General features: G+C 64.2%; 20 protein-coding genes and 1 tRNA gene. 8 read left to right on the top strand and 13 right to left on the bottom strand.

Annotated elements, in window-relative coordinates:
• Positions 1-16 precede the first annotated feature (16 nt).
• The 3 genes from WFP36_RS03365 to cpdR form a co-directional block, all read right to left on the bottom strand.
• Entirely contained in the window at positions 17-1,240 is a 1,224-nt protein-coding gene (locus WFP36_RS03365) for an NADP-dependent isocitrate dehydrogenase (RefSeq protein WP_336977837.1), read from the bottom strand.
• A gap of 140 nt (positions 1,241-1,380) precedes the next feature.
• Positions 1,381-1,455, bottom strand: a tRNA-Val gene (locus WFP36_RS03360).
• A 103-nt stretch (positions 1,456-1,558) separates the two neighbouring features.
• Positions 1,559-1,933, bottom strand: a complete 375-nt coding sequence (gene cpdR / locus WFP36_RS03355) for a cell cycle two-component system response regulator CpdR (protein WP_336977835.1) — start codon at positions 1,931-1,933, stop codon at positions 1,559-1,561.
• Between the two features lie 139 nt (positions 1,934-2,072).
• Here cpdR and WFP36_RS03350 point away from each other — a divergent pair, with 139 nt between their 5' ends.
• Positions 2,073-3,032: an N-formylglutamate amidohydrolase gene (locus tag WFP36_RS03350; RefSeq protein ID WP_336977834.1), complete on the top strand. Its 960-nt coding sequence runs from the start codon at positions 2,073-2,075 to the stop codon at positions 3,030-3,032.
• Between the two features lie 223 nt (positions 3,033-3,255).
• On the opposite strand, the gene WFP36_RS03345 is transcribed toward WFP36_RS03350, so the two are convergent.
• Both WFP36_RS03345 and WFP36_RS03340 read right to left on the bottom strand, forming a co-directional pair.
• Positions 3,256-4,035, bottom strand: coding sequence for a SapC family protein (locus WFP36_RS03345; protein WP_336977832.1), 780 nt, complete (start codon positions 4,033-4,035; stop codon positions 3,256-3,258).
• A gap of 67 nt (positions 4,036-4,102) precedes the next feature.
• Positions 4,103-5,557: an FAD-binding oxidoreductase gene (locus tag WFP36_RS03340; protein WP_336977830.1), complete on the bottom strand. Its 1,455-nt coding sequence runs from the start codon at positions 5,555-5,557 to the stop codon at positions 4,103-4,105.
• Positions 5,558-5,716: 159 nt separating this feature from the next.
• Here WFP36_RS03340 and WFP36_RS03335 point away from each other — a divergent pair, with 159 nt between their 5' ends.
• The gene (locus WFP36_RS03335; protein ID WP_336977829.1) at positions 5,717-6,298 is read left to right on the top strand and encodes a hypothetical protein; all 582 of its coding nucleotides are present in this window, start codon (positions 5,717-5,719) and stop codon (positions 6,296-6,298) included.
• 144 nt (positions 6,299-6,442) lie between these two features.
• Positions 6,443-7,840: a DEAD/DEAH box helicase gene (locus WFP36_RS03330; protein ID WP_336977827.1), complete on the top strand. Its 1,398-nt coding sequence runs from the start codon at positions 6,443-6,445 to the stop codon at positions 7,838-7,840.
• A 183-nt stretch (positions 7,841-8,023) separates the two neighbouring features.
• Here the strand turns inward: WFP36_RS03330 and WFP36_RS03325 are convergent, their stop codons facing one another.
• Positions 8,024-10,333 carry an ATP-dependent helicase gene (locus WFP36_RS03325; protein WP_336977825.1) on the bottom strand — a complete coding sequence of 770 codons (2,310 nt, stop codon included), beginning with the start codon at positions 10,331-10,333 and terminating at the stop codon, positions 8,024-8,026.
• A 98-nt stretch (positions 10,334-10,431) separates the two neighbouring features.
• Between WFP36_RS03325 and WFP36_RS03320 the strand changes: the two genes are divergently transcribed.
• Positions 10,432-11,724, top strand: coding sequence for an MFS transporter (locus tag WFP36_RS03320; RefSeq protein ID WP_336977823.1), 1,293 nt, complete (start codon positions 10,432-10,434; stop codon positions 11,722-11,724).
• 9 nt (positions 11,725-11,733) lie between these two features.
• Here WFP36_RS03320 and rsmD read toward each other — a convergent pair whose 3' ends face one another.
• Both rsmD and WFP36_RS03310 read right to left on the bottom strand, forming a co-directional pair.
• On the bottom strand, positions 11,734-12,282 hold the full coding sequence (gene rsmD, locus WFP36_RS03315; protein WP_336977821.1) for a 16S rRNA (guanine(966)-N(2))-methyltransferase RsmD: 549 nt from the start codon (positions 12,280-12,282) through the stop codon (positions 11,734-11,736).
• Complete coding sequence (locus tag WFP36_RS03310) at positions 12,279-13,151, bottom strand: pseudouridine synthase (RefSeq protein ID WP_336977819.1); 873 nt, start codon at positions 13,149-13,151, stop codon at positions 12,279-12,281. Before WFP36_RS03310 ends, rsmD begins: the two co-directional genes overlap by 4 nt.
• Before the next feature lie 937 nt (positions 13,152-14,088).
• Between WFP36_RS03310 and WFP36_RS03305 the strand changes: the two genes are divergently transcribed.
• Complete coding sequence (locus tag WFP36_RS03305) at positions 14,089-15,429, top strand: AmpG family muropeptide MFS transporter (RefSeq protein ID WP_336977817.1); 1,341 nt, start codon at positions 14,089-14,091, stop codon at positions 15,427-15,429.
• 242 nt (positions 15,430-15,671) lie between these two features.
• On the opposite strand, the gene WFP36_RS03300 is transcribed toward WFP36_RS03305, so the two are convergent.
• From WFP36_RS03300 to trpB, 4 genes are read right to left on the bottom strand one after another with little or no spacing between them, the layout of a single operon-like run.
• Positions 15,672-16,994, bottom strand: coding sequence for a bifunctional folylpolyglutamate synthase/dihydrofolate synthase (locus WFP36_RS03300; RefSeq protein WP_336977816.1), 1,323 nt, complete (start codon positions 16,992-16,994; stop codon positions 15,672-15,674).
• A gap of 22 nt (positions 16,995-17,016) precedes the next feature.
• Positions 17,017-17,865, bottom strand: coding sequence for an acetyl-CoA carboxylase, carboxyltransferase subunit beta (gene accD / locus WFP36_RS03295; protein WP_336977814.1), 849 nt, complete (start codon positions 17,863-17,865; stop codon positions 17,017-17,019).
• Positions 17,862-18,653, bottom strand: coding sequence for a tryptophan synthase subunit alpha (gene trpA, locus WFP36_RS03290; RefSeq protein WP_336977812.1), 792 nt, complete (start codon positions 18,651-18,653; stop codon positions 17,862-17,864). The genes accD and trpA overlap by 4 nt, the downstream gene beginning before the upstream one ends.
• On the bottom strand, positions 18,650-19,864 hold the full coding sequence (trpB, locus tag WFP36_RS03285) for a tryptophan synthase subunit beta (protein WP_336977810.1): 1,215 nt from the start codon (positions 19,862-19,864) through the stop codon (positions 18,650-18,652). The genes trpA and trpB overlap by 4 nt, the downstream gene beginning before the upstream one ends.
• Before the next feature lie 248 nt (positions 19,865-20,112).
• On the opposite strand from trpB, the gene WFP36_RS03280 reads away from it, so the two are divergent.
• Complete coding sequence (locus WFP36_RS03280; RefSeq protein WP_336977809.1) at positions 20,113-20,604, top strand: hypothetical protein; 492 nt, start codon at positions 20,113-20,115, stop codon at positions 20,602-20,604.
• 274 nt (positions 20,605-20,878) lie between these two features.
• On the top strand, positions 20,879-21,334 hold the full coding sequence (locus WFP36_RS03275) for an outer membrane protein (protein WP_336977807.1): 456 nt from the start codon (positions 20,879-20,881) through the stop codon (positions 21,332-21,334).
• Between the two features lie 130 nt (positions 21,335-21,464).
• Here WFP36_RS03275 and WFP36_RS03270 read toward each other — a convergent pair whose 3' ends face one another.
• Positions 21,465-22,106 (bottom strand): phosphoribosylanthranilate isomerase, encoded by a 642-nt coding sequence (locus tag WFP36_RS03270; RefSeq protein WP_336977806.1) that lies wholly within the window; start codon positions 22,104-22,106, stop codon positions 21,465-21,467.
• Positions 22,107-22,163: 57 nt separating this feature from the next.
• Between WFP36_RS03270 and WFP36_RS03265 the strand changes: the two genes are divergently transcribed.
• Positions 22,164-22,583, top strand: coding sequence for a DUF4019 domain-containing protein (locus WFP36_RS03265; protein WP_336977804.1), 420 nt, complete (start codon positions 22,164-22,166; stop codon positions 22,581-22,583).
• Positions 22,584-22,602 lie beyond the last annotated feature (19 nt).

Here is a 22,602-nt window from a genome sequence, read left to right as displayed (position 1 = left end):
TCCGGGAGAAGCTGAATCAGGCCCAGTTGGCCATTTCGGCTTCGAGGTTCTGGACGATGGCTTCGAAGAACTGCTCGGTGGTCATCCACGGCTGGTCCGGGCCGATCAGCAGAGCGAGGTCCTTGGTCATCTTGCCGCTTTCCACGGTTTCGATGCAGACCTTTTCCAGCGTTTCGGCAAAGCGCACCACGTCGGGCGTGTTGTCGAAACGGCCGCGATAGATCAGGCCGCGCGTCCAGGCGAAGATGCTGGCGATCGGGTTGGTGCTGGTCGCCTTGCCCTGCTGGTGCTGGCGATAGTGGCGAGTTACAGTGCCGTGGGCGGCTTCGGCTTCCACGGTCTTGCCGTCGGGCGTCATCAGCACGGAAGTCATCAGGCCGAGCGAGCCGAAGCCCTGGGCGACCTGGTCCGACTGCACGTCGCCATCGTAGTTCTTGCAGGCCCAGACGAACTTGCCGTTCCACTTGAGGGCACTGGCGACCATGTCGTCGATCAGGCGGTGTTCGTACCAGATCTTGGCTTCGTCGAACTTCGCCTTGAAGCCTTCGCTCTCGTAGACTTCCTGGAACAGGTCCTTGAAGCGGCCGTCATAGGCCTTGATGATCGTGTTCTTGGTCGACAGGTAGAGCGGCCAGCCACGGTTGAGCGCGTAGTTCATGCTCGCACGGGCGAAGTCGCGGATCGAATCGTCGAGATTGTACATCGACATGGCGACGCCCGAGGACGGGAAGTTGAACACTTCGCGGTCGATCACCGTGCCGTCTTCACCCTCGAACACCAGGCGCAGCTTGCCCTTGCCGGGAACGAGGAAGTCGGTCGCGCGATACTGGTCGCCAAAGGCGTGACGGCCGACCACGATGGGATCGGTCCAGCCCGGGATCAGGCGGGGGACGTTGGAAATCACGATCGGCTCGCGGAAGATCGTGCCGCCCAGGATGTTGCGGATCGTGCCGTTCGGGCTCTTCCACATCTGCTTGAGGCCGAACTCCGTAACGCGGCCTTCGTCCGGGGTGATGGTGGCGCACTTAACGCCCACGCCGTACTGCTTGATCGCATTGGCGGCATCGACGGTGATCTGATCGTCCGTCTCGTCGCGCTTCTCGACCGACAGGTCGTAATAGACCAGGTCGATATCCAGATAGGGCTGGATCAGCCTTTCGCGGATCCACTGCCAGATGATCCGCGTCATTTCGTCGCCGTCAATCTCGACGACCGGATTCGCGACCTTGATCTTCGCCATGGGGGCCCCTGTACCTAGAGAAATGGGATGAGGGGCCTCTTAGCAGCACGGGGTCCGTACTCAATAGCCACGGACCGCAATCAGCGTGCCAAACCGGCCATAAAACGAAAAAAGCGCCGCTTTCGCGGCGCCTTTTCGAATGGTGGGCGTAGCAAGGATTGAACTTGCGACCCCTACGATGTCAACATAGTGCTCTACCACTGAGCTATACGCCCGCACCATTCGGTCCGCCGGAGCATCCGGCAGGCGGGCCATGTAGCGGCGCCTCCGCCCGGTTGCAAGTGGGTAGCGGACAAGCTTTTGCGCTTTATCCGCTTTTTACAGCATCACCGATGCCTGATCCTCGAATACGCGCTCGATTTCCAGCACCAGGTCACGCAGGTGGAAGGGCTTGGAAAGCACGTTTGCCCGTGGGGTTTCGCGGTTTGCCTTGAGCGTCACGGCCGCGAATCCGGTGATGAACATCACCTTGGTATGGGGGCTGATTTCGCCGCAGCGCTGGGCCAGCTCGATGCCGTCCATCTCGGGCATCACGATGTCCGACAGAAGAAGGTCGTATTCGCCGGTTTCCAGCAAGGGCAGGGCGGCAGTGCCCCGATCGACTGCCGAAACCTTGTATCCTGCATTTTCCAGTGCGCGCGCCAGATAGGTGCGCATGGCCTCTTCGTCTTCGGCCAGCAGGATTTGCCGCATACCCGTACCTTTTTTGATCCCTTGTGGCGAAATCCTATAGCCTATCGGCCGTTAACAATCTCGTGCGCATTTGCAGTTGGCCACATTTGACACAGCCGCCTTTGACTTGGTTAGCATTCCGGGCCAGCAAGGTCGGATCGTGGGCGACAATCCTATCACGCGCGAATCGCACGGCTCCGGCGATGGCATCAGGGGCGGGGCGATTCCCGGTTGTTCCGGCCAGCCGGCCTTCACGCTGACGCGGCGGGAGCCTTCTCCGATTCCGGTGCTGGTGGCCGTGCCTCATGCCGGGCGGCTCTATCCACCCGCCCTGATTGGCCAGATGCGCAATCCGGGCGAGGCCGCACTGCGGCTGGAAGACCGTTATGTCGATTTGCTGGCGACCGCCGTGGCCCGGGAAACCGGGGCAGCTCTGCTCGTCGCCCATGCGCCCCGCGCGATGATCGACCTCAACCGCGCCCCGGACGAGATGGATTGGGACATGCTGCGTCTGGGCACTCCTCCGGGCAGGCAGGGCGAGCGTGTCAGCCGCCGTGCGCGCAGCGGGCTGGGCCTCGTGCCCCGGCGCCTTGCGGGCATGGGCGAATTGTGGCGCTCGCGGCTGGATGAGGCCGAGTTGGAGGCGCGGCTCGAAGGGGTGCACCGGCCCTATCACGAGACATTGTCGCACAGCCTTGCTGCCCTTCGCGCGCGGTGGGGGGCGGCCCTGCTGCTGGACATGCATTCCATGCCGCCGCTCGGCTCGCGCGGGCCGGGGGAGCCCGCGCCGGAAATCGTGCTGGGGGACCGCTTCGGCGCGACCTGCGACGGCGCCCTGTGCGCGGCGGCCTTCGACGAGCTTAACCAGCAGCGGCGGGTCGCGACTCACAATCGCCCCTATGCCGGCGGCTATGTGCTGGAACGCCATGCCGCGCCGGACCGGGGCATTCATGCCATGCAGGTGGAAGTGTGCCGCTCCGCCTATCTCGACCGGCGACTGGCCGAACCGGCAGAGGCGATGGCCGGGATGGCGGCCTCTCTCGTGGCGCTGGTGCGGCGGCTTGCGGCCGAAACCGCGGCTTTGGGGCGGGGGGCGCAGCTTCCGCAGGCAGCCGAATAGGCATCGGCGGCAGGGTCAGCCAGCCCGCAAGATTCTCGCAGGCAATAAAAAACCACCTCGTGCGCAGGGCACGAGGTGGCCAAGGTACAGGGAGGAAGCACGCTCTCGCGTGCTTATCCAGTCGAGCCATGAGGGAAGCTGCAACCGGACTACCTAAAGATAGGCGCCTGCGGACCAAATGCAAGTCCGCCGACGCCTCTCCTTAGGAATTTCGTAGCTTTGCTTAGTTGGCGGCCTGCGCATTGGCCGCGCCCGGGCCCTTGCCCAGGCTGGTCTGGCGGGCGAAGATCACGCGCAGCAGGTCCAGCGAGAGGACATGGGCGAAGATCAGCGCCAGCATGCCATTCTGGTTCCAGGTGCGCAGCAGGTCGCCGCGCAGGTCGCGCAGCTTTTCCTGATTGATCATCTTGAAGCCGCGATAAATGAAAGGCTGCTCGAGGCCGTCCTGGGTGATGGCGACTTCGCCGTCCATCAGCAGGTCGTGCTTGATCAGTTCGTCGACAAAGGCCTGAGTGCGCATGCCGGCTTCTTCGAAGCGTTCGCAGAACTGCATCACGCCCTTGATGAAATCGGCCGGCTCTTCGCCTTCGAACAGGGTGTCGCCTTCCTCGAAATCGCCCAGCAGCTTGCTCGACGGGTCGAAGCACAGCGACATCGCCTCGCTATTGGGGTCGAGCTTGGCGAGCAGGAAGGGGTAACGGCGGATATAGGCGGGAATGTAGACGTCGTTGCTGACAGTGCCCTTGTCGTCCACATAGACGTTCACGCCTTCGTTCAGGCCGAACAGCGCCAGCGGAACCGGGCGGTTGCCGGACGAGAAGATGATCGGGAAATGGCGCTGGGCCGGGCCGAATTCGTCCACCGTCAGCGGAACGGCATGCTGGCCGATCAGCCAGTCGGCCGTGTCGGAGCGGCGCGCACGCCACTTCTCGTGGTCGCGCCGGTTGAGCGGCATCAGGTCCTGGTAGAACAAGGGCAGGTTCGGGCTCGGCGCGGTGGCCATTGGCATCTCTCCGACGTCAAAAAATTGCAAAAAAGCGGCATTTTCCGCGGTGTTTGAGCGGGCGGCTTTAGGGCCTGTCTTGCACCGGTGCAAGGGGCGGTGCGAGGGGCACGAGTTTCCCCGGATTGAGCAGGCCGGCAGGGTCCAGCGCCTGCTTGACCGAGCGCATCATGGCCAGGGAAACCGGGTCTCCCAGCCGGGAAAGCTCGTCGCGCTTCAGCTGGCCGATACCGTGTTCGGCACTGATCGAACCGCCCCATTGCGTGACAAGTTCGTAGACCTGGGCACTGATCTTCTTCCCGTCGCCTTCCTGCCAGCCGAGTGGATCGACACCGGCAGGCGCGATGACGTGGAAATGGACATTGCCGTCGCCCAGATGCCCGAAGGCGATGGCTTCGGTGCCGGGCCACGCCGCTTCCAGCAATGGCACGGCGCTATCGACGAAATCGGGCATCTTATCGACCGCCACGGAAATATCGTGCTGCACCGCGGGGCCCTTCGCCCGCTCGGCCGGGGCAATCGAATCGCGCAGCAGCCAGAAGGCTTCTGCCTGCGTTTCATTGGCGGAGATCACCGCGTCCTCCAGCAATTCCTTCTCGAAGGCGGAGCCAAGCATGTCCTCCGCCAGCTGCTGCAGGTCGCGCGGATTGCCGCGTTCGGCCACGATCTCGATCAGGGCGTGCCAGGCATGGGGCGCCTCCAGCGGAGCTCGGGCGCCGGGCAGATGGTCGATCACGTCTTCCAGCGTGGATTGTGCCAGCACTTCGAAGCCCTCCAGCGCGTCGCCCGCCACGGCCTCGCAATGCAGCAACAGGGTGCGCGCGGCTTTGAGCGAGCTGACCCCGGCCCACAGCACCAGCCGGTCCGCAAGGCCGAGCGAGAGCTTCAGCGTGGCTGCTGTGACGATCCCCAGCGTCCCTTCCGATCCGATCAGCAATTGCTTGAGATCGAAACCGCGATTGTCCTTCTTCAGCGGGGTGAGGGCGCTGAACACGCTGCCATCGGCCAGCACGGCCTCCAGCCCCAGAACCTGCGCACGCATCGAACCGTGGCGCAGCACCTGCGTGCCGCCGGCGTTGGTGGAAATGAGGCCGCCGATCGTGGCCGAACCCTTGCCGCCCAGAGTGAGCGGAAAGCGCAGGCCCTTTTCCTCTACTGCCTCGTGGAAAGTCTGCAGGATCACGCCGGCCTCGCACACGGCCTGACGCGCGCCTTCGTCGATGGAGCGGATCGCATGCATGCGCCGCAGCGAGAGGATGATGGCATTGCCGCTGCTGTCCGGCGTCGCCCCGCCGCACATGCCGCTGTTCCCGCCCTGCGGTACGATAGCGACGCCGTGCGCGGCGCACAGCTTCACCAGCGCGGAAACCTCCTGCGTCGAGGCGGGGGAGGCCATGGCCAGAGCGGCACCGGTGAAACGCCCGCGCCAGTCGGTCAGCCAGGGTTCCATCAGCTCCGGATCGCGGGTCAGGCCGCGGGGGCCGAGCAGTGCCTCGGCGTCGGTCAGGAAGGTCTCGCTCATGCCTGGGCCTATGGCACAGATGGTTGCCGCGCCGCCAGCATTTGCAGGTGCCAGCCCGCTTGCAACTTGCGGGCGAAGAGTTAAGCCGATGTTCAAGCGGTGGTCTTATGGAGATAGGCGTGACGGGGTGCATGGGGCGCCCGTCAGGTTCGGATGTGGATGAACAGCTTCGCTGCCTTTCTCGCGCCGCTGGCCTTGATGCTTCCCTTGGGGCTCGCCGATGCGCCCGCCGGAAATGGCGGCGATGCCCTGCGTCTCGTGGCGCAGGACGGGGAAGGCGTCGGTCCGCTTGCCTCTTCGGCTGCCAGCATCGCACCCGCTCTATCGCTCGGTGAAAATCTCGAACCGCAGGACAATGCGCAGGTCCGCATCGAACAGAGCGTGACCATCCGAATCTCCCCCCGCGCGGTTGCCAATCAGCGCGAATTGCTCGCCCAGTTGCCGCAGGGGCAGAGGTCCACTCATGTGGAGGAACGCAAGTTCGGCAATTGCGTCTCGGCGCAGGGAATTGCCGGTGTGGCGACGACTTCGGACGATCGGCTGCTGCTGTTCATGCGAGACCGCAAGGTGATCAGCGCCGCGCTGGAAAAGGCCTGCAGCGCCCGCGATTTCTATTCCGGCTTCTACGTCCAGCGGACCAGCGACGGGATGTTGTGCGTGAAGCGTGACAAGATTCATTCCCGCGCCGGCAGTAAATGCGAACTCAAGCAGTTCCGCCAACTGGTGGCGGTTCGTGAATGACCGGTGACCGGCCCGCCAATTCCTTGACTTTTCCTGCCATATCGTCTTAGGGCGCGGCGTTTGCCGTGTGCCTCTTGGCGCGCAGCTTTCGCCAGGGCCGGCCGCATTTCGCAGCCCGCGCCGAATCCGGACACAGTCTATCCTATGAAATTCGCCGATCTCGGCCTGTCTGACGAATTGCTGCAAGCGGTTGAATCCGCTGGCTATGACACGCCCACGCCGATTCAGGCGCAGGCGATCCCGCAGATCCAGATGATGAAGGATCTGATCGCGATCGCACAGACGGGTACCGGCAAGACCGCGTCCTTTGTCCTGCCGATGATCGACATCCTCGCCCATGGCCGCCGCCGCGCGCTGATGCCGCGCAGCCTGATTCTGGAGCCGACCCGCGAACTGGCCGCCCAGGTTGCCGAGAATTTCGAGAAATACGGCAAGAACCACGATCTGAAGATGGCGCTGCTGATCGGTGGCGTGCAGATGGGCGATCAGGTGAAGGCGCTGAACGAAGGCGTGGACGTGCTGATCGCCACTCCGGGCCGCCTGATGGATTTGTTCGAGCGCGGCAAAATCCTCCTCACCGGCTGCGACCTGCTGGTGATCGACGAGGCGGACCGCATGCTCGACATGGGCTTCATCCCGGATATCGAGACGATCTGTTCCAAGCTGCCGCCCAACCGGCAGACGCTGCTGTTCTCGGCCACCATGCCGCCGCCGATCAAGAAGCTGGCGGACAAGTTCCTGACCAACCCGAAATATATCGAGGTTGCTCGTCCGGCATCGGCCAACATCAACATCGCCCAGCACAAGGTGTTCGTCACCCCGCGCAAGAAGCGCGAAGTGCTGCGCCACCTGCTGCGCACGGACGATGTGCGCACCGCGATCATCTTCGCCAACCGCAAGACGACGGTGCGCGAACTGGCCAAGAGCCTCAAGCAGCATGGCTTTGCCGTGGGCGAAATCCATGGCGACATGGACCAGCCGCAGCGCCTGGCCGAATTGCAGCTGTTCAAGGATGGGCACATCAACATTCTGTGCGCTTCCGACGTCGCTGCCCGAGGGCTGGACGTGAAGGGCGTGAGCCACGTCTTCAATTTCGACACGCCGTGGCACCCGGACGATTACGTCCACCGCATCGGCCGTACCGGTCGCGCGGGAGCCAAGGGCCGCGCCTTCACTTTCGTGAGCGACGACGATGCCGAGGCGATTGCCAATGTCGAGAAGCTCACCGGGATGCAGATTCCGGTCTTCACCATCGAAGGCGAGTCCGAGGCGGAAGAGCGTCCCGCCCGGTCGGAAAAGCCCAAGCGGCAAAGTCGGGAGCGTGAAGGCCGTGAGCGTGAAGGTCGTGAGCGCGAGGAGCGCGAACCGCGCAAGCCCGTCCGCGAGGAACGCCGCGACCATCGCAGCGAGCGCGCGGAAGGCAAGAAGCACAAGCCCGAACGCCGCGGTGAAGACCGTCGTCCGAAATTCGAGGACAATGCGCCGGATGACGGCGGCTGGAACGGCCCGATTCCGGGCTTCCTGAACGTATCGGCGATTTGAGCCAGAAGACTATTCTCAGTTAGCCGGTGGGGTGGGGCCGGAGTTCCATCCGCCCCCAGACTTGGCGTATATGAGGAGCCGGGCATGAGGAGCCGGGAAAGTCGGCTCGTGTCGACCAGGTGCAGTTCGAGGCGAGCTTCGCCTCTGCCTGCCCGGCCGATCATCGGTTCTGCCTCTGAGCGTCTATTCCGCCAAGCTGACGAAGCTGTCGATCACCCGCTTGCGGCCGGTGGTCTCGAACTCGATTTCCAGCTTGTTGCCTTCCTGGCCGATCACTTCGCCATAGCCGAACTTCTCGTGGAACACGCGCGCGCCGAGCGCGATGTCGCCGCGTGGCTTGGCGGCATAGCTGGCGGCGCTGCGGCCCGGTTCGGCGAGGCGCTTGGGGGTGGCATCGTATCCGGTCGAGAGCGCGCGCTGCCAGCCGGGGCCGCGATTTTGCGAGCGGGCAGGGCGGTCGCGCGAGACATGGGCGAAGGGGTCTTCCCGTTCCGACCAGTTTGCGCGCCACATCGAGGCGCCGCCTGACAGGGTCGTCTCCTGCTCGATATGGGCATCGGGCAGTTCGGCGATGAAGCGGCTGGGGATCGAACTGGTCCACTGGCCGTAGATGCGCCGGTTTGCCGCGTGGAGGATCGTGCAGCGTTTGCGCGCGCGGGTGATCGCGACATAGGCGAGGCGGCGTTCTTCCTCCAGGCTGGCGAGTCCGCCTTCATCCAGCGCCCGCTGCGAGGGGAATACGCCTTCTTCCCAGCCGGGCAGGAAGACATTGTCGAATTCCAGCCCCTTGGCGGCGTGCATGGTCATGATGGTGACCTTCTCGCCATCGTCGCTGGCATCGTTGTCCATCACCAGGCTGACATGCTCGAGGAAGTCGCCCAGCGTCTCGTAATCCTCCATCGCGCGGGCGAGTTCGGAGAGGTTTTCGAGACGGCCCGAGGCTTCGGCACTGCGCTCGGCCTGCAGCATGGCAGTGTAGCCGGTTTCTTCCAGCAGAGTGCGCAGCAATTCGGCGGGGGTGGTCTGCTCGGCCAGTTCGCGCCAGCGGATGAAGCTGGCCATCAGGCTGGCGATGGTGCCCGCAGCGCGCTTGGGCAATTCGTCCGTCCCGGCCAGTTGGAGCGCCGCGGCGGCAAGGGGCAGTCCGGTGGCGCGGGCATGGCGGTGCATCGCCTCCAGCGCCTTGGCGCCAAGGCCGCGCTTGGGCTGGTTGTAAATCCGCTCGAACGCCAGATCGTCCTGCGGCTGGGCAATCACCCGCAGATAGGCGAGGGCATCGCGGATTTCGGCGCGTTCGTAGAAACGAAAACCGCCGATAATCTTGTAGTTAAGTCCGATTTGTATGAACCGGTCTTCAAATTCGCGCGTCTGGTATTGCGCACGTACGAGGATGGCGATCTGATCGAGCGGAGCACCTTCGCGTTCCAGCCGTTCGATTTCCTCGCCCACTCGGCGCGCTTCCTCCGGCGCGTCCCACACGCCGATCACGCGCACCCGGTCCCCGCCATTGCGCTCGGTCCACAAGGTCTTGCCCAGCCGCTCGCTATTGGCGGCGATCAGGCCGGAGGCCGCGCCCAGAATGTCGGGCGTGGACCGATAATTCTGTTCCAGCCGGATTACTTTCGCGCCGGGAAAGTCCTTTTCAAACCGCAGGATATTGGCAACTTCTGCACCGCGCCATGAATAGATGGACTGATCGTCATCCCCCACCACGCAGATGTTTTTCCGGGCCTGAGCGAGCAGGCGCAGCCAGAAATACTGCACGGCGTTGGTGTCCTGATATTCGTCCACCATGATATATTTGAAGCGCTGCTGATATTGCTCCAGCACCTCGCGATGCTTGCGGAAGATGTTCAGCATGTGGAGCATCAGATCGCCGAAATCGCAGGCGTTCAGCGCCTTCAGCCGATCCTGATAGAGGCGGTAGAATTGCTGCCCCTTGCCGTTGGCGTAGCTCTCGTTCTCCCCCGCATCGAGGTCTTCCGGGTTGAGGCCGCGGTTCTTCCAGCGGTCGATCAGCCCGGCGAGTTGGCGGGCGGGCCAGCGCTTCTCGTCAAGGTTCTGTTCCACGATCAACTGCTTGAGCAGGCGCAGCTGATCGTCCGTGTCGATGATTGTGTAATTCGATTGCAGCCCGGCCAGTTCGGCATGGCGGCGCAGCATCTTGGCGCAGATCGAATGGAAGGTGCCGAGCCAGGGCATCCCTTCCACCGCATCGCCGATGAGCTGTCCCACGCGGTGGCGCATTTCGCGCGCGGCGCGGTTAGTGAAAGTGACGCACAATATCTCGCTCGGCCAGGCGCGCCTTGTGGCGACCAGATGGGCGAGGCGCGCGGTAAGCGCGGCCGTCTTGCCCGTGCCCGCGCCCGCCAGCATCAGCACCGGGCCTTCGGTGGTCAGCACCGCTTCCTGCTGGGGCGGGTTCAGGCCCCGCGCATAGGGCGGCAGGTCGGCGCCCGTCGCGGGCGGGAAGGGGGAAGCGTCATTATTCATGGTGTTTGCGAACAGTTAGGGAACATGGGCGCGCCGCGCAAGCGCTTGTCCACAAGTCGTGCTTGACCTTGCGCGTGGTGCGAAGCAGCAGGTTTCGCATGGGTCACATCAAAGATAATTCGCGCGTCCTCACCGCGGCGATGGTCGGCACGGCAGTCGAATTCTACGATTTCTATGTCTATGCCACGGCGGCGGCGCTGGTGTTCGGGCCGCTGTTCTTCCCCGCCGAAAGCTCCAGCGCGCAATTGCTGCTCAGCCTGATGAGTTTTGGCCTGGCCTTTTTCGCGCGGCCGGTGGGCGCGATCGTGTTCGGCCATTTCGGCGACAAGCTGGGCCGCAAGAGCACGCTGGTCGTCTCGCTGCTGCTGATGGGTGTTTCCACCCTGCTGATCGCCTTCCTGCCGACCTATCAGATGGTCGGCTGGATTGCCCCGGCGCTGCTTTGCGTGCTCCGCTTCGGACAGGGTTTCGGCCTTGGCGGCGAATGGGGCGGGGCGGCGCTGCTGGCGGTGGAGAACGCACCCAAGGGCTGGGAAGCGCGCTTCGGCTCGGCCCCGCAGCTGGGCGCTCCGGTGGGTTTCCTTGCCGCCAACGGCCTGTTCCTGCTGCTCGGTATGGGCTTGCCGGAAGATGACTTCAACAGCTGGGGCTGGCGCATTCCCTTCCTGCTGAGCGCGATCCTGGTGGTGCTGGGCCTGTGGGTGCGCCTGCGCATCGGCGAAACGCCTGCCTTCAAGGAAGCGCTGGAGAAAGCCCCGCCGCACAAGATGCCGCTGGGCACGGTGGTGGTGCATCACTGGCCTGCCCTGATCGCGGGCTGTGCGGGCGTGGTGGCCTGCTTTGCGATCTTCTACCTCTCTACCGCCTTTGCGCTGGGCCATATGACCACCGTGCGCGGGGTGGATCGGGAAACGATGCTGGCCATCCAGCTGGCCGCCAACACTTTCCTGGCAGTGGGCATCGTGCTCTCCGCCATATGGTCCGATCAGGCGAGCCCGCGCAACGTGCTGGTAGCGGGGGCGCTCGGCACGATCATGCTGGGCGTGATGTTCGGCCCGCTGATCGCATGGGGCAGGCTGGGCGAGGTGTTCGTCCTGCTGTCCTTTGCCCTGCTGGTAATGGGCTTTGCCTATGGCCCGCTGGGTGCCTGGTTGCCGACCCTGTTCCCGGTGAATGTGCGCTACACCGGGGTTTCCATCGCCTTCAATGGCGGCGGGATCATCGGCGGGGCCGTAACGCCGGTCGCCGCCCAGTGGCTTGCCGGCAGCGGCGGGGCCGATGGCACGGCGCGGGTCGGGGCCTTCCTTGCCGTTGCCGGGCTCATCACTCTGCTGGGCGTCGCTTTCGGCCGCAAGGGTGGGGAGCGCGTGGCGGCAGTGATCGCCGAATAGGCCCCCGGCTCAGCCTTCCGCCAGCCGCAGCAGGTGCAGCCGCGCCTTGCCGCAATCGCGCGTAGCGTCGAGTTCGAAGCCCTTGAGGTCAAGCACTTCGCGGCGCGACGTTTCCACGCTGATCCACGCACCCGGCGCGATCCAGCCGAGGCGGCGCAGCTTGTCCAGCGCCACAGCGCCTGCACCGGTCTCGTAAGGCGGATCGAGCAGCAGCAGGTCTACCGGCTGCTTCGCCACGCCCAGCGAGAGGACGGACATGGCCCGCACATCGCATTGCTGCTGCGCGCGCAGGCCCGCGATATTCTCGCGCAAGGCGCGGATCGCGGCCGGGTCCTGCTCGACGAAGATCGCCTTTTCCGCCCCGCGAGAGAGGGCTTCCAGCCCCAGCGCGCCCGAACCGGCGAACAGATCCGCCACCGTCAGCCCTTCAAAGCTGCCCAGGCGGCTCGCCAGCATGGAGAACAGAGTCTCCCGCGTCCGGTCAGACGTGGGGCGGGTGGTCTCGCCCGCAGGCGCGCGCAAGGGCCGCCCGCGCCATTCCCCGGCGATGATCCTCATTTCCAGCCCCCGCGCGTGGCGATGTGGCGGCGGAACTGTTCTACATCCTTCTGGCGCACTTCACTGGCCTGCCCGCGGGGCAGGTCGCCCAGCGCGAAGGGACCGTAGGAAATGCGCATCAGGCGGCTGACCTGAAGGCCGAGATGTTCCAGCACGCGGCGCACTTCGCGGTTCTTGCCTTCGGTCAGGGTCAGTTCGATCCACTGGTTGCGGCCGGTGCGCCGTTCCAGATTGGCGTCGATCCGCCCATAGTGAACGCCTTCGATCGTCACGCCTTCGATCAGCGTTTCAAGCTCGGCCTGCGAGATGTCGCCGAAAGTGCGGGCGCGATAGGTGCGCGGAATGCCGCTGGCCGGCAGTTCCATGGCGCGCTTCAACTCGCCATCGTTGGTCAGCAGCAGCAGCCCTTCCGTGTTGAGGTCCAGCCGCCCGATCGGCATCAGCCGGGGCGTGCCGGGGGGCAGGGCATTGCGCAACGCGTTATAGATCGTCGGGCGGCCCTTGGGATCGCGCTCCGCCGTCAGCAGGCCTTGCGGCTTGTGGAACAGGAACAGGCGCGGAGCTTCGGGCGCGGCGACCGGGTCGCCATCCACCGTCACGCCCCTCAGGCTCGTGAGGATTGTAGCGGGCGTTTCGAGGACCTTGCCGTCCAGCGCGATGCGCCCTTCGGCGATCATGCGCTCCACCTCGCGGCGGCTGGCAACGCCTGCGCGGGCGAGCAGCTTGGCGATACGGTCCCCGGCGCGGGGCGCGGCGTCTGCGGCTTTGGCCGTGGCTTTCGCGGGGGCGGGCTTCTTGGGCGCAGATTTGGCGGCTGCGGATTTGGGGGCGGTTCGCTTGCGCGGCGCCGCATTCCTGTCTTGAGGCATGGAGCGGCCCTTAGGGCCAGAGCGCGGGGCCGTCAAAGCAATGCCTCCCTTTTCCGGGGCAAAGAGGGATGCTGCCCGAAAGTTACACGAAACAGCCTGCGAAACTCCGCAAATATTTCGGAATAATCGCAAAATAACAATGTATTGAGCGACAATTCTCGACGCAGGGTGTGACCTTTTGCCTGCTGGTCCCTGCTGCGCGAGAAGGTACGTTCATTCCCGCCGCGCGGCAAGGCGCAGCCGGTGAAGGGGACGAGGCCGGATATTGCGAACATTGCCTTCGCGCATTCGCATATTCGGACGCAGTAGGAAAATGCTTTGCGAGGCCTCAGCCGGGATCGCGGGCGCGCGGATGGGGGAGGCGGCCCGGATTGTCGTGCCGGGCAGGATCATATTCCCGCCATTGATCCAGATCGCGGATCAGTTCGGTGCCACAGCGATGGCACGAAGTACGAAAGTCTATTCCATCGTTCCACACACGGCGCCGGTTAACCCGGTGCCCGAGCGAACGGCATAAGAATGCCCCTAACACAAGTTTTGCCCCTTTTTTCCGGATCGCCTTTCCGGATCATCGTTCCCCCCCAGGGATCGGCATTTGTCGGTTTGTGACAATTTGCTAATTTATGACAATTTACCAATGCCTTAGGAGTCCATGGATGCAGGGAAACTCTTAACGGATGGTTACACAGATTGCGGCTTTGTTAACATTTGGCGCTGGCGGACCGAGGGGCGGGCAAGCGAGGGGGGAAGCAAGGGGGAGGCGGCGCGGGGCGGCAGTGTCGGCATGATCTCCTGATCGGCGATTAACCCATCGGGATAAGCATCCTGCCGGGCTGCGCGACCGGCCCATCCATGTGCATGTGCGATCTTGTGGATGCCGCTCTTTCTTTCCCCAAGTGCCACGCTAGTTTCACGCTCTCAAACCAAGGGAGACGGCATGGCCGACGCGATGGAACAAGCTGCAACAATGGAACGGCGCAGCCTGTGGGGCTCGATCAAGCCCTATCTGGAGAAGGAATCGCTGGCGGCCTTCTTCCTCGGCATTTCCTCGGGCTTTCCCTATGCGATGATCGCCGCGACGCTGACCACGCGGCTGGCGCAGGACGGGATCGACAAATCCACCGTTACGGCCTTCACGCTGGCCTTCCTGGTCTACAACCTCAAGGTGTTCTGGGCCTGGATTCCGGACGGCGTGCGGCTGCCCATTCTGGGTCGGCTGGGGCAGCGCGTTTCCTGGATGATCGTGTGCGGGGCCTTCGTGGCGGCGGCCGTGGTGAACCTCGCCCTGGCCGATCCCAAGGCCGATATCGTGTGGATGGCCACCAGCGCGGTGCTGGTGGGCATTGCGGGCGCGACCTTCGACATCGTGATCGACGCCTATCGGATCGAGACGCTGAAGCCCTACCAGCTCGGCACCGGCTCGGGCATGAGCCAGTATGGCTGGCGCATCGGCTCTGCCGGGGCGGGCGCGCTGGCGCTGGTCGTGGCGGCGCGCATGGGCTGGTCCGCCGCCTATATCGCCTGTGCGGCGCTGGTGCTCCCGGCAGTGCTGACCGCGTTGATCCTTGGCGAGCCTGAGCGGCGCAAGGTGACCATCGAACGGCGCGGCGTGGCCGATGTGTGGCATTCCATTGCCGGGCCCTTTGCCGAATTCTTCCAGCGCAAGGGCGCCTTGCTGGTGCTGCTGTTCATCCTCGTCCACAAGATCGGCGACACGCTGGCGAACCTGACCTTCCGCCTGCTGTTCGACGATCTGGCATTCAGCAATGACGAGATTGCGCTGTACGATGTGGGCGTGGGTTTCTGGGCCTATCTGATCGGCGTCTTCATCGGCGGCGTGGCCTATGCGAAAATGGGCCTCAAGCGTTCGGTGCTGGTGGCGCTGGTGCTGATGGCCGTTTCCAATCTCAGCTTTGCCGCACTGGCGGCTGCGGGCCATTCCAACATCGGCATGGCCGCGGCCATCGGGTTCGAGAATATCGCCAGCGGCTATGGCGGCGTGGTGGTCGTGGCCTATTTCTCGGCCCTGTGCGACCTGCGCTTCACGGCGGCCCAATATGCGCTGATCAGTGCAAGCGCGAGCGTGGTGGGCCGCTTCCTGACCGGCACCACGGCGGGTGCGATGATCGAGAATTTCGGTTACGTGAACTTCTACCTCGTCACCACCGTGGCGGCTGTGCCGGGCATCGTGCTGTTCTGGTGGATGAGCCGTACCGGGCTGGTGGACGCCGCCATGGGCAGTGCGGGCGAGGAAGAGCCGGTGGAGAAGACTTTCTGAGCTGAGGCGCAGGAAAGAGAGAAGGGTTCGCGCAAAGACCGCAGAGAACGCGAAGCGGGTGGGTCATGTCCACCCCCTCGTCATTCTCGTGCAGGCGGGAATCCGGTTCGACCGTAGCTGCTGGGTTCCCGCCTGCGCGGGAATGACGACAATAGAAGTGGGCGCGAGTTCGCTGCGCTCTCTGCGTCTCTGCGCGAAAAGAACGGCCTCGCTGAAATCGCTCGCGCGGCGAGCGCCAAACCTCAGTCCGGCACTTCCTCATTCGCTTCCAGCACCACGCCCGCCAGATAGAGCGAACCGGCGATCAGCACGGTGTGCGCACCGGGGGTGAAGCTGGCCAGCGCTTCCTGCACCGTCAGGGCAGGGGCAGCGTCGGCGATGCCGAGCGCCTTGGCGGCGGCGGCGATGTCTTCCGGGCTGTGGCAATCGTGGCCGGTGATCGGCACGGTGCGGATCTGGGCGATCATCGGGGCGATCGGCTCCAGGAATTCGGTGATGGGCCGGTTGGCCATCATGCCCATGACGAGGGCGAGGCCGCTGCGGCCCGCCAGCGCGCGCGAAATCGCCTGCGCCGCATCGGGGTTGTGCCCGCCATCGAGGATGAATTCCGCGCCGGGAACCAGCGCCGTGATCGGCCCTGCGCGCAATGCCTGCAGCCGGGCGGGCCAGCGGGCATTGACGATGCCTTGAGCCATGGCCTCGGGCGTTACCGCCACTATGCTCTGGTGGCGCAGCATGGCCACGGCCAGTGCGGCATTTTCGCCCTGATGCTTGCCGTAGAGCGTGGGCAGGGGCAGTTCCAGATCGCCGGCGGCATCGCGATAATGCAGCTTGTCGTCCACATGCACGGTCCATTCCTGGCCGCGCATGGCCACGCTGGTGCGCGCTTCCTTGGCGAGGCGGATGACCTGCGCGGTCGCCTCGGGCGGGTAGGACATGGTGACGAGCGGCGCGCCCGCGCGGGCGATATGCGCCTTCTCGAAGGCGATGCGGGCCAGCGGATGGGCCGGTGCGCCGGGATCTTCGCGCAGCAGGAAAGCCTCATGGTCGATCCCCAGCGAGGCGATGCCGCAGGCGACCGGGTTTTCCAGCACATTGGTGGCGTCGAACCGGCCGCCAAGGCCGACCTCGATCACGCAGACATCCGCCGGGATGCGCGCGAAGGCGAGGAAAGTGGCGGCGGTCGTCACTTCGAAGAAGCTCGGGCCAAGGTCTTCGCTGGCGTCCAGCACTTCCTTGAGCAGCGAGGCGAGCAGCTTGTCCTCGATCAGCTTGCCGGCCAGCCGGATGCGTTCGTTATAGCGCACCAGATGCGGCTTGGTGGCGGTGTGGACCGTCAGCCCCTGCGCCTCCAGCATGAAGCGCAGATAGGTGCAGGTGGAACCCTTGCCATTGGTGCCCGCGACGTGGAACGTCGGCGGCAAGTGCTTCTGCGGATCGCCGATGCGCTTCAATATCTCGCGGATCGTCTCCAGGCCGAAGCGGCCCTGCGGCAGCGTGAGAGCGGCGAGCCGGTCAAGCTCGCGCTGGACCTCAGGATCGTCCGAGGTGGCGAAATCGCGCATCAGCTATGTCCTGCGAAGTGGCTCAGGCGGCCTTGGCCGGGGCCAGGTAATCGAGCAGCGTGGCCAGCGTGGCGCGCAGGTCCTTGCGCTCCACCACCATGTCCACCATGCCGTGTTCGTGCAGATATTCCGCGCGCTGGAACCCTTCGGGCAGCTTTTCGCGGATCGTTTCCTGAATCACACGCTGGCCCGCAAAGGCGATCAGCGCGCCGGGTTCGGCAATGTGGATATCGCCCAGCATCGCGTAGCTGGCGGTAACGCCGCCCGTGGTCGGATCGGCCAGCACCACGATATAGGGCAGGCCCGCTTCCTTGAGGCGGCGGGTCATGACGGTGGCCTTGGGCATCTGCATCAGGCTGAGAATGCCTTCCTGCATCCGCGCGCCGCCTGCGGCAGTGACGACCACATAGGCGCATTTCTCTGCCAGAGCCTTCTCGGCACCGGCACAGAAGGCTGCGCCCACGGCCATGCCCATGGAACCGCCCATGAAGCCGAAATCCTGTACGCCCACCACGGCCTTGCGCCCGTCGATCTTGCCGGAAGCGGCAGTGAAGGCATCGGCATGGGGGGAATTGGCACGGGCGGCCTTGAGGCGATCGGTATAGCGCTTGGAATCCCGGAACTTCAGCGGGTCTTCCTTCACCTTGGGCGCGGGCAGCAGCTTGAAACCCTCGTCCAGAATCTGCGCCAGGCGGGCATCGGCGCCGATACGGCCATGGTGGCCGCAACGCGGACAGACGCTGAGGTTCGCCTCATATTCCTGAGTGAACAGCATTTCCCCGCAACCGGGGCACTTCACCCACAGATTGTCGGGTGATTCGCGCTTGTTCCCGAAGGGCAGCGCGTTGCGAACGCGGGAAAGCCAGCTCATGCGACTGTTTCTCGTGCATTATGGACCGCCTTGGCAAGGGCGGCGGTCAGTTCCTTGAGCGGCGCGGCGGCTTCTTCGCCATGGGCCGCGACGATATCGATGAAGGCAGAGCCGACCACGACGCCATCGGCCACGCGGGCAATCGCCTCGGCCTGTTCGGGCGTGCGCACGCCGAAACCGACCGCCACAGGCAAATCGGTGGAGGCCTTGAGCCTTGCCACGGCCTGCTCGATGGAATCGAGCGCCGCCTGCTGCTTGCCGGTTATCCCGGCGACAGAGACGTAATAGAGGAACCCGCCCGACCCTTCGAGCACGGCCGGAAGGCGCGCTGCATCGGTGGTGGGCGTGGCAAGGCGGATCATGTTGAGGCCTGCGCCGCGCAATTGCGGGCCAAGTTCTGCATCTTCCTCAGGCGGAATGTCGACGCAGATCACGCCGTCCACGCCTGCCTTGGCAGCCTCGGCGGCGAACCAGTCCGCGCCGCGATGGATCATCGGATTGGCATAGCCCATCAGGACCAGCGGCACTTCGGGATGGCGCGCACGGAAGCCCGCGGCGAGGGCGAGAACATCCGCCGTGGTCGTGCCCTTGGCCAGCGAACGCAGGTTCGCAGCCTGAATTGCCGGGCCATCGGCCATGGGATCGGTAAAGGGCATGCCCAGTTCGATCACGTCCGCCCCGCCTGCGACCAGCGCATCGAGATTGGCGGCGGTGTCGCCATCACCGGCAGTGATGAAGCAGACGAGGGCAGGGCGGCCCTTTCCGAATGCGGTTGCAAAGCGGCTCATATCTTGGCCCCCAGCGCATCGGCCACGGTGTAGATGTCCTTGTCGCCCCGGCCGGAGACATTGACCAGGATGATCTGGTCCTTGCCATATTCCTTGGCCAGCTTGGGCAGGGCCGCCAGCGCGTGGGAGCTTTCCAGCGCAGGAATGATCCCCTCAAGCTTGCAGCAGAGCTGGAACGCTTCCAGCGCCTCGTCATCGTTGATCGGGAGATACTTCACCCGGCCGATATCGTGCAGCCAGCTATGTTCCGGTCCGATGCCCGGATAATCGAGCCCGGCACTGATCGAGTGTGCCTCGATGATCTGGCCGTCCTCGTCCTGCAGCAGATAGGTCTTGTTGCCGTGGAGGATGCCCGGCGCGCCACCGGTCAGGCTGGCGGCGTGCTTGTCCGTGTCCACGCCGTGACCACCTGCCTCGACCCCGATCATCGCCACATCGGCATCGTCGAGGAAGGGGTGGAACAGGCCGATTGCATTCGATCCGCCGCCCACGGCTGCCAGCAGCAGGTCGGGCAGGCGGCCCGTGCGCTCCAGCATCTGGGCGCGGGCCTCCTTGCCAATCACGCTCTGGAAATCGCGGACCAGTTCCGGATAGGGATGCGGGCCAGCGGCAGTGCCGATGATGTAGAACGTGTCATGCACATTGGCGACCCAGTCGCGCAGTGCCTCGTTCATCGCATCCTTCAGCGTCTTGGCGCCCGATTCCACCGGCACCACTTCGGCGCCCAGCAGCTTCATGCGGAACACGTTGGGCTGCTGGCGAGCCACGTCGGTGGAGCCCATGTAGATCACGCAGGGCAGGCCGAAGCGCGCGCAGACCGTGGCAGTAGCCACGCCGTGCTGGCCCGCGCCGGTTTCCGCGATGATCCGCGTCTTGCCCATGCGGATGGCGAGCAGGATCTGGCCGATGCAATTGTTGATCTTGTGCGCGCCGGTGTGATTCAGTTCCTCGCGCTTGAACCAGATCTGTGCGCCGCCGAAGTGCTCCGTCAGCCGTTCCGCGAAATAGAGCGGGCTGGGGCGGCCGACATAATGGGCCATCAGATTGTCGAACTCGGCCTTGAAGGCAGGGTCTGCCTTGGCCGCGCGATATTCCTTCTCCAGATCGAGGATGAGCGGCATCAGCGTTTCGGCGACGTAGCGGCCGCCGAACTGGCCGAAGTGCCCGCGCTCGTCGGGCTGGGTGCGGAATGAGTTGGCTAGGTCTGTCATATCCGCCGCGCCGATTGGCAGAGAGGTATGCGCAAGTCCAGCGCTTTGGCGCATTCCGGGGGTGTCTGCACTTTCAGGCAGGTGTGAGTGTGCAACAGCGGTGTTGCAATATTGTTTCACCCCTGTGGTCATTCTGCTCAGCGGAGCATTCGTCATGTTGCACATGCACAGGCCGGGATTAAGGGGGCGCCGCCTTTCCGGGATCGCTTCGCAAGAGAGAGCGGCCGGAAGGATGCAAGGAGAATAAAATGAACAAGTTTGCGTTTGCCGCCGCTTTCGGTCTGGCGTCGGCCGTTCTGGCTACCCCCGCTTTCGCTCAGGATGAAGCAGCGAATGCCAACGAAATCCGCGTGGAAGGCCGCGCCGGTTATTTCTGGGGCCAGGGCTTTGACGATGCAACCGTCGGCGTTGCCGCGGGCTATGACCTCGCTCTCGGCGATCTCGCTTTCGCTGGCGCTGAAGTTTCGGCCGACAAGATCCTGACGGACGGCACCAAGGTTTCCTTCGGCGCTTCGGGCCGTCTGGGCCTCAAGACCAACGAAACCGGCAAGTTCTACGTCGCCGGTGGCTGGAACAGCGAACCGTGCGACGCCTGCGTCGGCGCCTGGAACGTGGGCCTGGGCCTGCAGCAGGGCATCACCGGCAACTTCTACGCCAAGGGCGAATTCCGCCACATCATGGCTGAAAAGGACGGCGGCACTTACGAAACCGCGCTGTTCGGTATCGGCATGACCTTCTGATCCCTACGGGATTTCGAAGCTTTCGAGAGGGGCGGCCTGAAAGGGCTGCCCCTTTTTTCATGCGTGTTTTTCATGCTTGGCGGGCCTGGGGGACGTCTCGCGTCGAGGAAGCACCTGCCGGAACATTGCGCTCAGATGAACGAATATGTTGCGTATTGGCAACATGATTATGTGGTGATGCAATATCTGAACGCGGGGTTCATTTGGGCGACAGGAAGCGGTTCCTAGCTACCGGCTCGTCCCTTGCGAGGGGCTGAATTGAAGGAGATTACCTATGCGTCGTGTTGTTCTCACCCTGGCTGCCGTTGCAGCCTCTGCCGCTGTGGCTTCGCCTGCTTTCGCCAACGAAGCACGCGTCGAAGCGCGTGGCGGCGTGATCTGGGGCGGCGGCGATGAAGAAGCGACCGCCGGCATTGCCGCGGGCTACGATTTCGACCTCGGCAGCACCGCCTTCGCGGGTGTCGAAGTGTCCGCCGACAAGGCTCTGGTCGGCGGCGCCGATATCGGCGTGGGCTTCACCGGCCGCCTCGGCGTGAAGGCTTCGGAAGCTACCAAGCTCTATGTCGATGGCGGCTACACCGTCAGCGACGGCGAAGACACCCCGCACCTTGGCGCGGGCGTCGAGCAGATGTTCGGCAAGAGCCTCTACGGCAAGGTCTATTACCGCCACAACTTCAGCGACTTCACTGATACCGACACGGTCGGCGTCGGCGTGGGCGTGAAGTTCTGATCCGGCTCAACCGGTTCGAATAAAGGGAAGGGCGGCCTGGAGACGGGCCGCCCTTTTCCTTTGGGCCTTCTGTCCTCTCCCGCAGGGGGAGAGGAAATGGGGAGGCACATTACCTGCGCTTGGGCTCAGTTCAAGCCGCGCGCACTGCCTTGCAGAAGTCCGCGATCTTCTCCGCATCTTTCACGCCCGGCGCGCTCTCCACGCCTGAGGAGGTGTCGACCAGTGTCGTATGCGTAGTGCGGATCGCCTCGCCCACATTGAGCGAGTTGAGCCCGCCCGCCAGCCCCCAGGGCGTAGGCCCGCGATAGAGCGCCAGCAGCGACCAGTCGAAGGCGAGCCCCATGCCGCCCGGCAGGGCACCCTTGGGCGTCTTGGCATCGAACAGGATGAAGTCCGCCACGTCGCGATAGGCCGTGGCCATGCCGACATCGCGCCCGGCGGCGACTGGCAGCACTTTCCATACCGGCAAGCCGAACCGGGTCTTCACCTCTGCCACCCGGTCTGGCGTCTCGGCGCCGTGGAGCTGGAGAATGTCGATCTTTCCGGCGGCCCCCCCCTCGGCAATCGCATGATCGTCCGCGTCGACAAACAGGCCGACCTTGGCGATGCTGTTGCCTGCCAGCGCGCCCAGCTTTGCCGCCTGATCAAGCGGGAGAAAGCGCGGCGAGGGCGGGTAGAAATTGAACCCCACGTAATCCGCACGCGCGGCGATCGTCGCCTCCAGCGTCTGCGGATTCGTGATTCCACATATCTTGATCGAAACTCTTGTCATTCTCGGCCCGTTTTGGAACTCTTGCAGCGCCTATTGCACAGGTGGGGGGAAGAGAGAATGGCTGCAAGATTGCGTCTGGCGTTTGCCCTGTCGCTCGCACTGCTGGCCGCGGCCTGCGGTATGAAGGAAAACACGGAACAGGCCGGCAAGGATGTGGAGAGCTTCCACGCCCATTACGACCGGCAGGATTATCCCGCGATCTGGCGCACCACCTCGAGCGAATTCCGCAAGGTCACGTCTGAAAAGGACTTCGAACGGCTACTCGTGGCCATTCATACCAAGCTGGGTGCCGTGAAGACGAGCGAGCAGGCGGGCTGGCAGGCCAACACAAACAACGGCGTCTCGAGCGTGGTGATCAACACCAAGACCAGCTTCGAGAAAGGCGACGGGATCGAGACCTTCACTTTCGTGAAGGAGGGCGAGGGCCTGAAGCTGATGGGCTACAACATCAATTCGGACGCGCTGATCTATAATTGAGGGTGCGGGGATGAATGGC

The organism is Fulverythrobacter fulvus, from assembly GCF_037154085.1.
GTDB classification, from domain to species: Bacteria; Pseudomonadota; Alphaproteobacteria; order Sphingomonadales; family Sphingomonadaceae; genus Andeanibacterium; species Andeanibacterium fulvum.
The sequence above is the reverse complement of the archived record's forward strand: the minus strand, read 5'-3'. Positions and strand labels throughout refer to the sequence as shown.

What these genes read in the sequence shown, in the direction of transcription:
- WFP36_RS03320 (WP_336977823.1), top strand. Translation starts at nt 10,432, where the DNA reads ATGGGTCACATCAAAGATAATTCGCGCGTCCTCACCGCGGCGATGGTC.
- rsmD (WP_336977821.1), bottom strand. Translation starts at nt 12,282, where the DNA reads ATGAGGATCATCGCCGGGGAATGGCGCGGGCGGCCCTTGCGCGCGCCT.
- accD (WP_336977814.1), bottom strand. Translation starts at nt 17,865, where the DNA reads ATGAGCTGGCTTTCCCGCGTTCGCAACGCGCTGCCCTTCGGGAACAAG.
- WFP36_RS03280 (WP_336977809.1), top strand. Translation starts at nt 20,113, where the DNA reads ATGAACAAGTTTGCGTTTGCCGCCGCTTTCGGTCTGGCGTCGGCCGTT.
- WFP36_RS03335 (WP_336977829.1), top strand. Translation starts at nt 5,717, where the DNA reads ATGAACAGCTTCGCTGCCTTTCTCGCGCCGCTGGCCTTGATGCTTCCC.
- WFP36_RS03275 (WP_336977807.1), top strand. Translation starts at nt 20,879, where the DNA reads ATGCGTCGTGTTGTTCTCACCCTGGCTGCCGTTGCAGCCTCTGCCGCT.
- WFP36_RS03270 (WP_336977806.1), bottom strand. Translation starts at nt 22,106, where the DNA reads ATGACAAGAGTTTCGATCAAGATATGTGGAATCACGAATCCGCAGACG.
- WFP36_RS03330 (WP_336977827.1), top strand. Translation starts at nt 6,443, where the DNA reads ATGAAATTCGCCGATCTCGGCCTGTCTGACGAATTGCTGCAAGCGGTT.
- WFP36_RS03265 (WP_336977804.1), top strand. Translation starts at nt 22,164, where the DNA reads ATGGCTGCAAGATTGCGTCTGGCGTTTGCCCTGTCGCTCGCACTGCTG.
- WFP36_RS03300 (WP_336977816.1), bottom strand. Translation starts at nt 16,994, where the DNA reads ATGCGCGATTTCGCCACCTCGGACGATCCTGAGGTCCAGCGCGAGCTT.
- WFP36_RS03310 (WP_336977819.1), bottom strand. Translation starts at nt 13,151, where the DNA reads ATGCCTCAAGACAGGAATGCGGCGCCGCGCAAGCGAACCGCCCCCAAA.
- cpdR (WP_336977835.1), bottom strand. Translation starts at nt 1,933, where the DNA reads ATGCGGCAAATCCTGCTGGCCGAAGACGAAGAGGCCATGCGCACCTAT.
- WFP36_RS03345 (WP_336977832.1), bottom strand. Translation starts at nt 4,035, where the DNA reads ATGGCCACCGCGCCGAGCCCGAACCTGCCCTTGTTCTACCAGGACCTG.
- trpB (WP_336977810.1), bottom strand. Translation starts at nt 19,864, where the DNA reads ATGACAGACCTAGCCAACTCATTCCGCACCCAGCCCGACGAGCGCGGG.
- WFP36_RS03305 (WP_336977817.1), top strand. Translation starts at nt 14,089, where the DNA reads ATGGCCGACGCGATGGAACAAGCTGCAACAATGGAACGGCGCAGCCTG.
- WFP36_RS03365 (WP_336977837.1), bottom strand. Translation starts at nt 1,240, where the DNA reads ATGGCGAAGATCAAGGTCGCGAATCCGGTCGTCGAGATTGACGGCGAC.
- WFP36_RS03340 (WP_336977830.1), bottom strand. Translation starts at nt 5,557, where the DNA reads ATGAGCGAGACCTTCCTGACCGACGCCGAGGCACTGCTCGGCCCCCGC.
- WFP36_RS03325 (WP_336977825.1), bottom strand. Translation starts at nt 10,333, where the DNA reads ATGAATAATGACGCTTCCCCCTTCCCGCCCGCGACGGGCGCCGACCTG.
- trpA (WP_336977812.1), bottom strand. Translation starts at nt 18,653, where the DNA reads ATGAGCCGCTTTGCAACCGCATTCGGAAAGGGCCGCCCTGCCCTCGTC.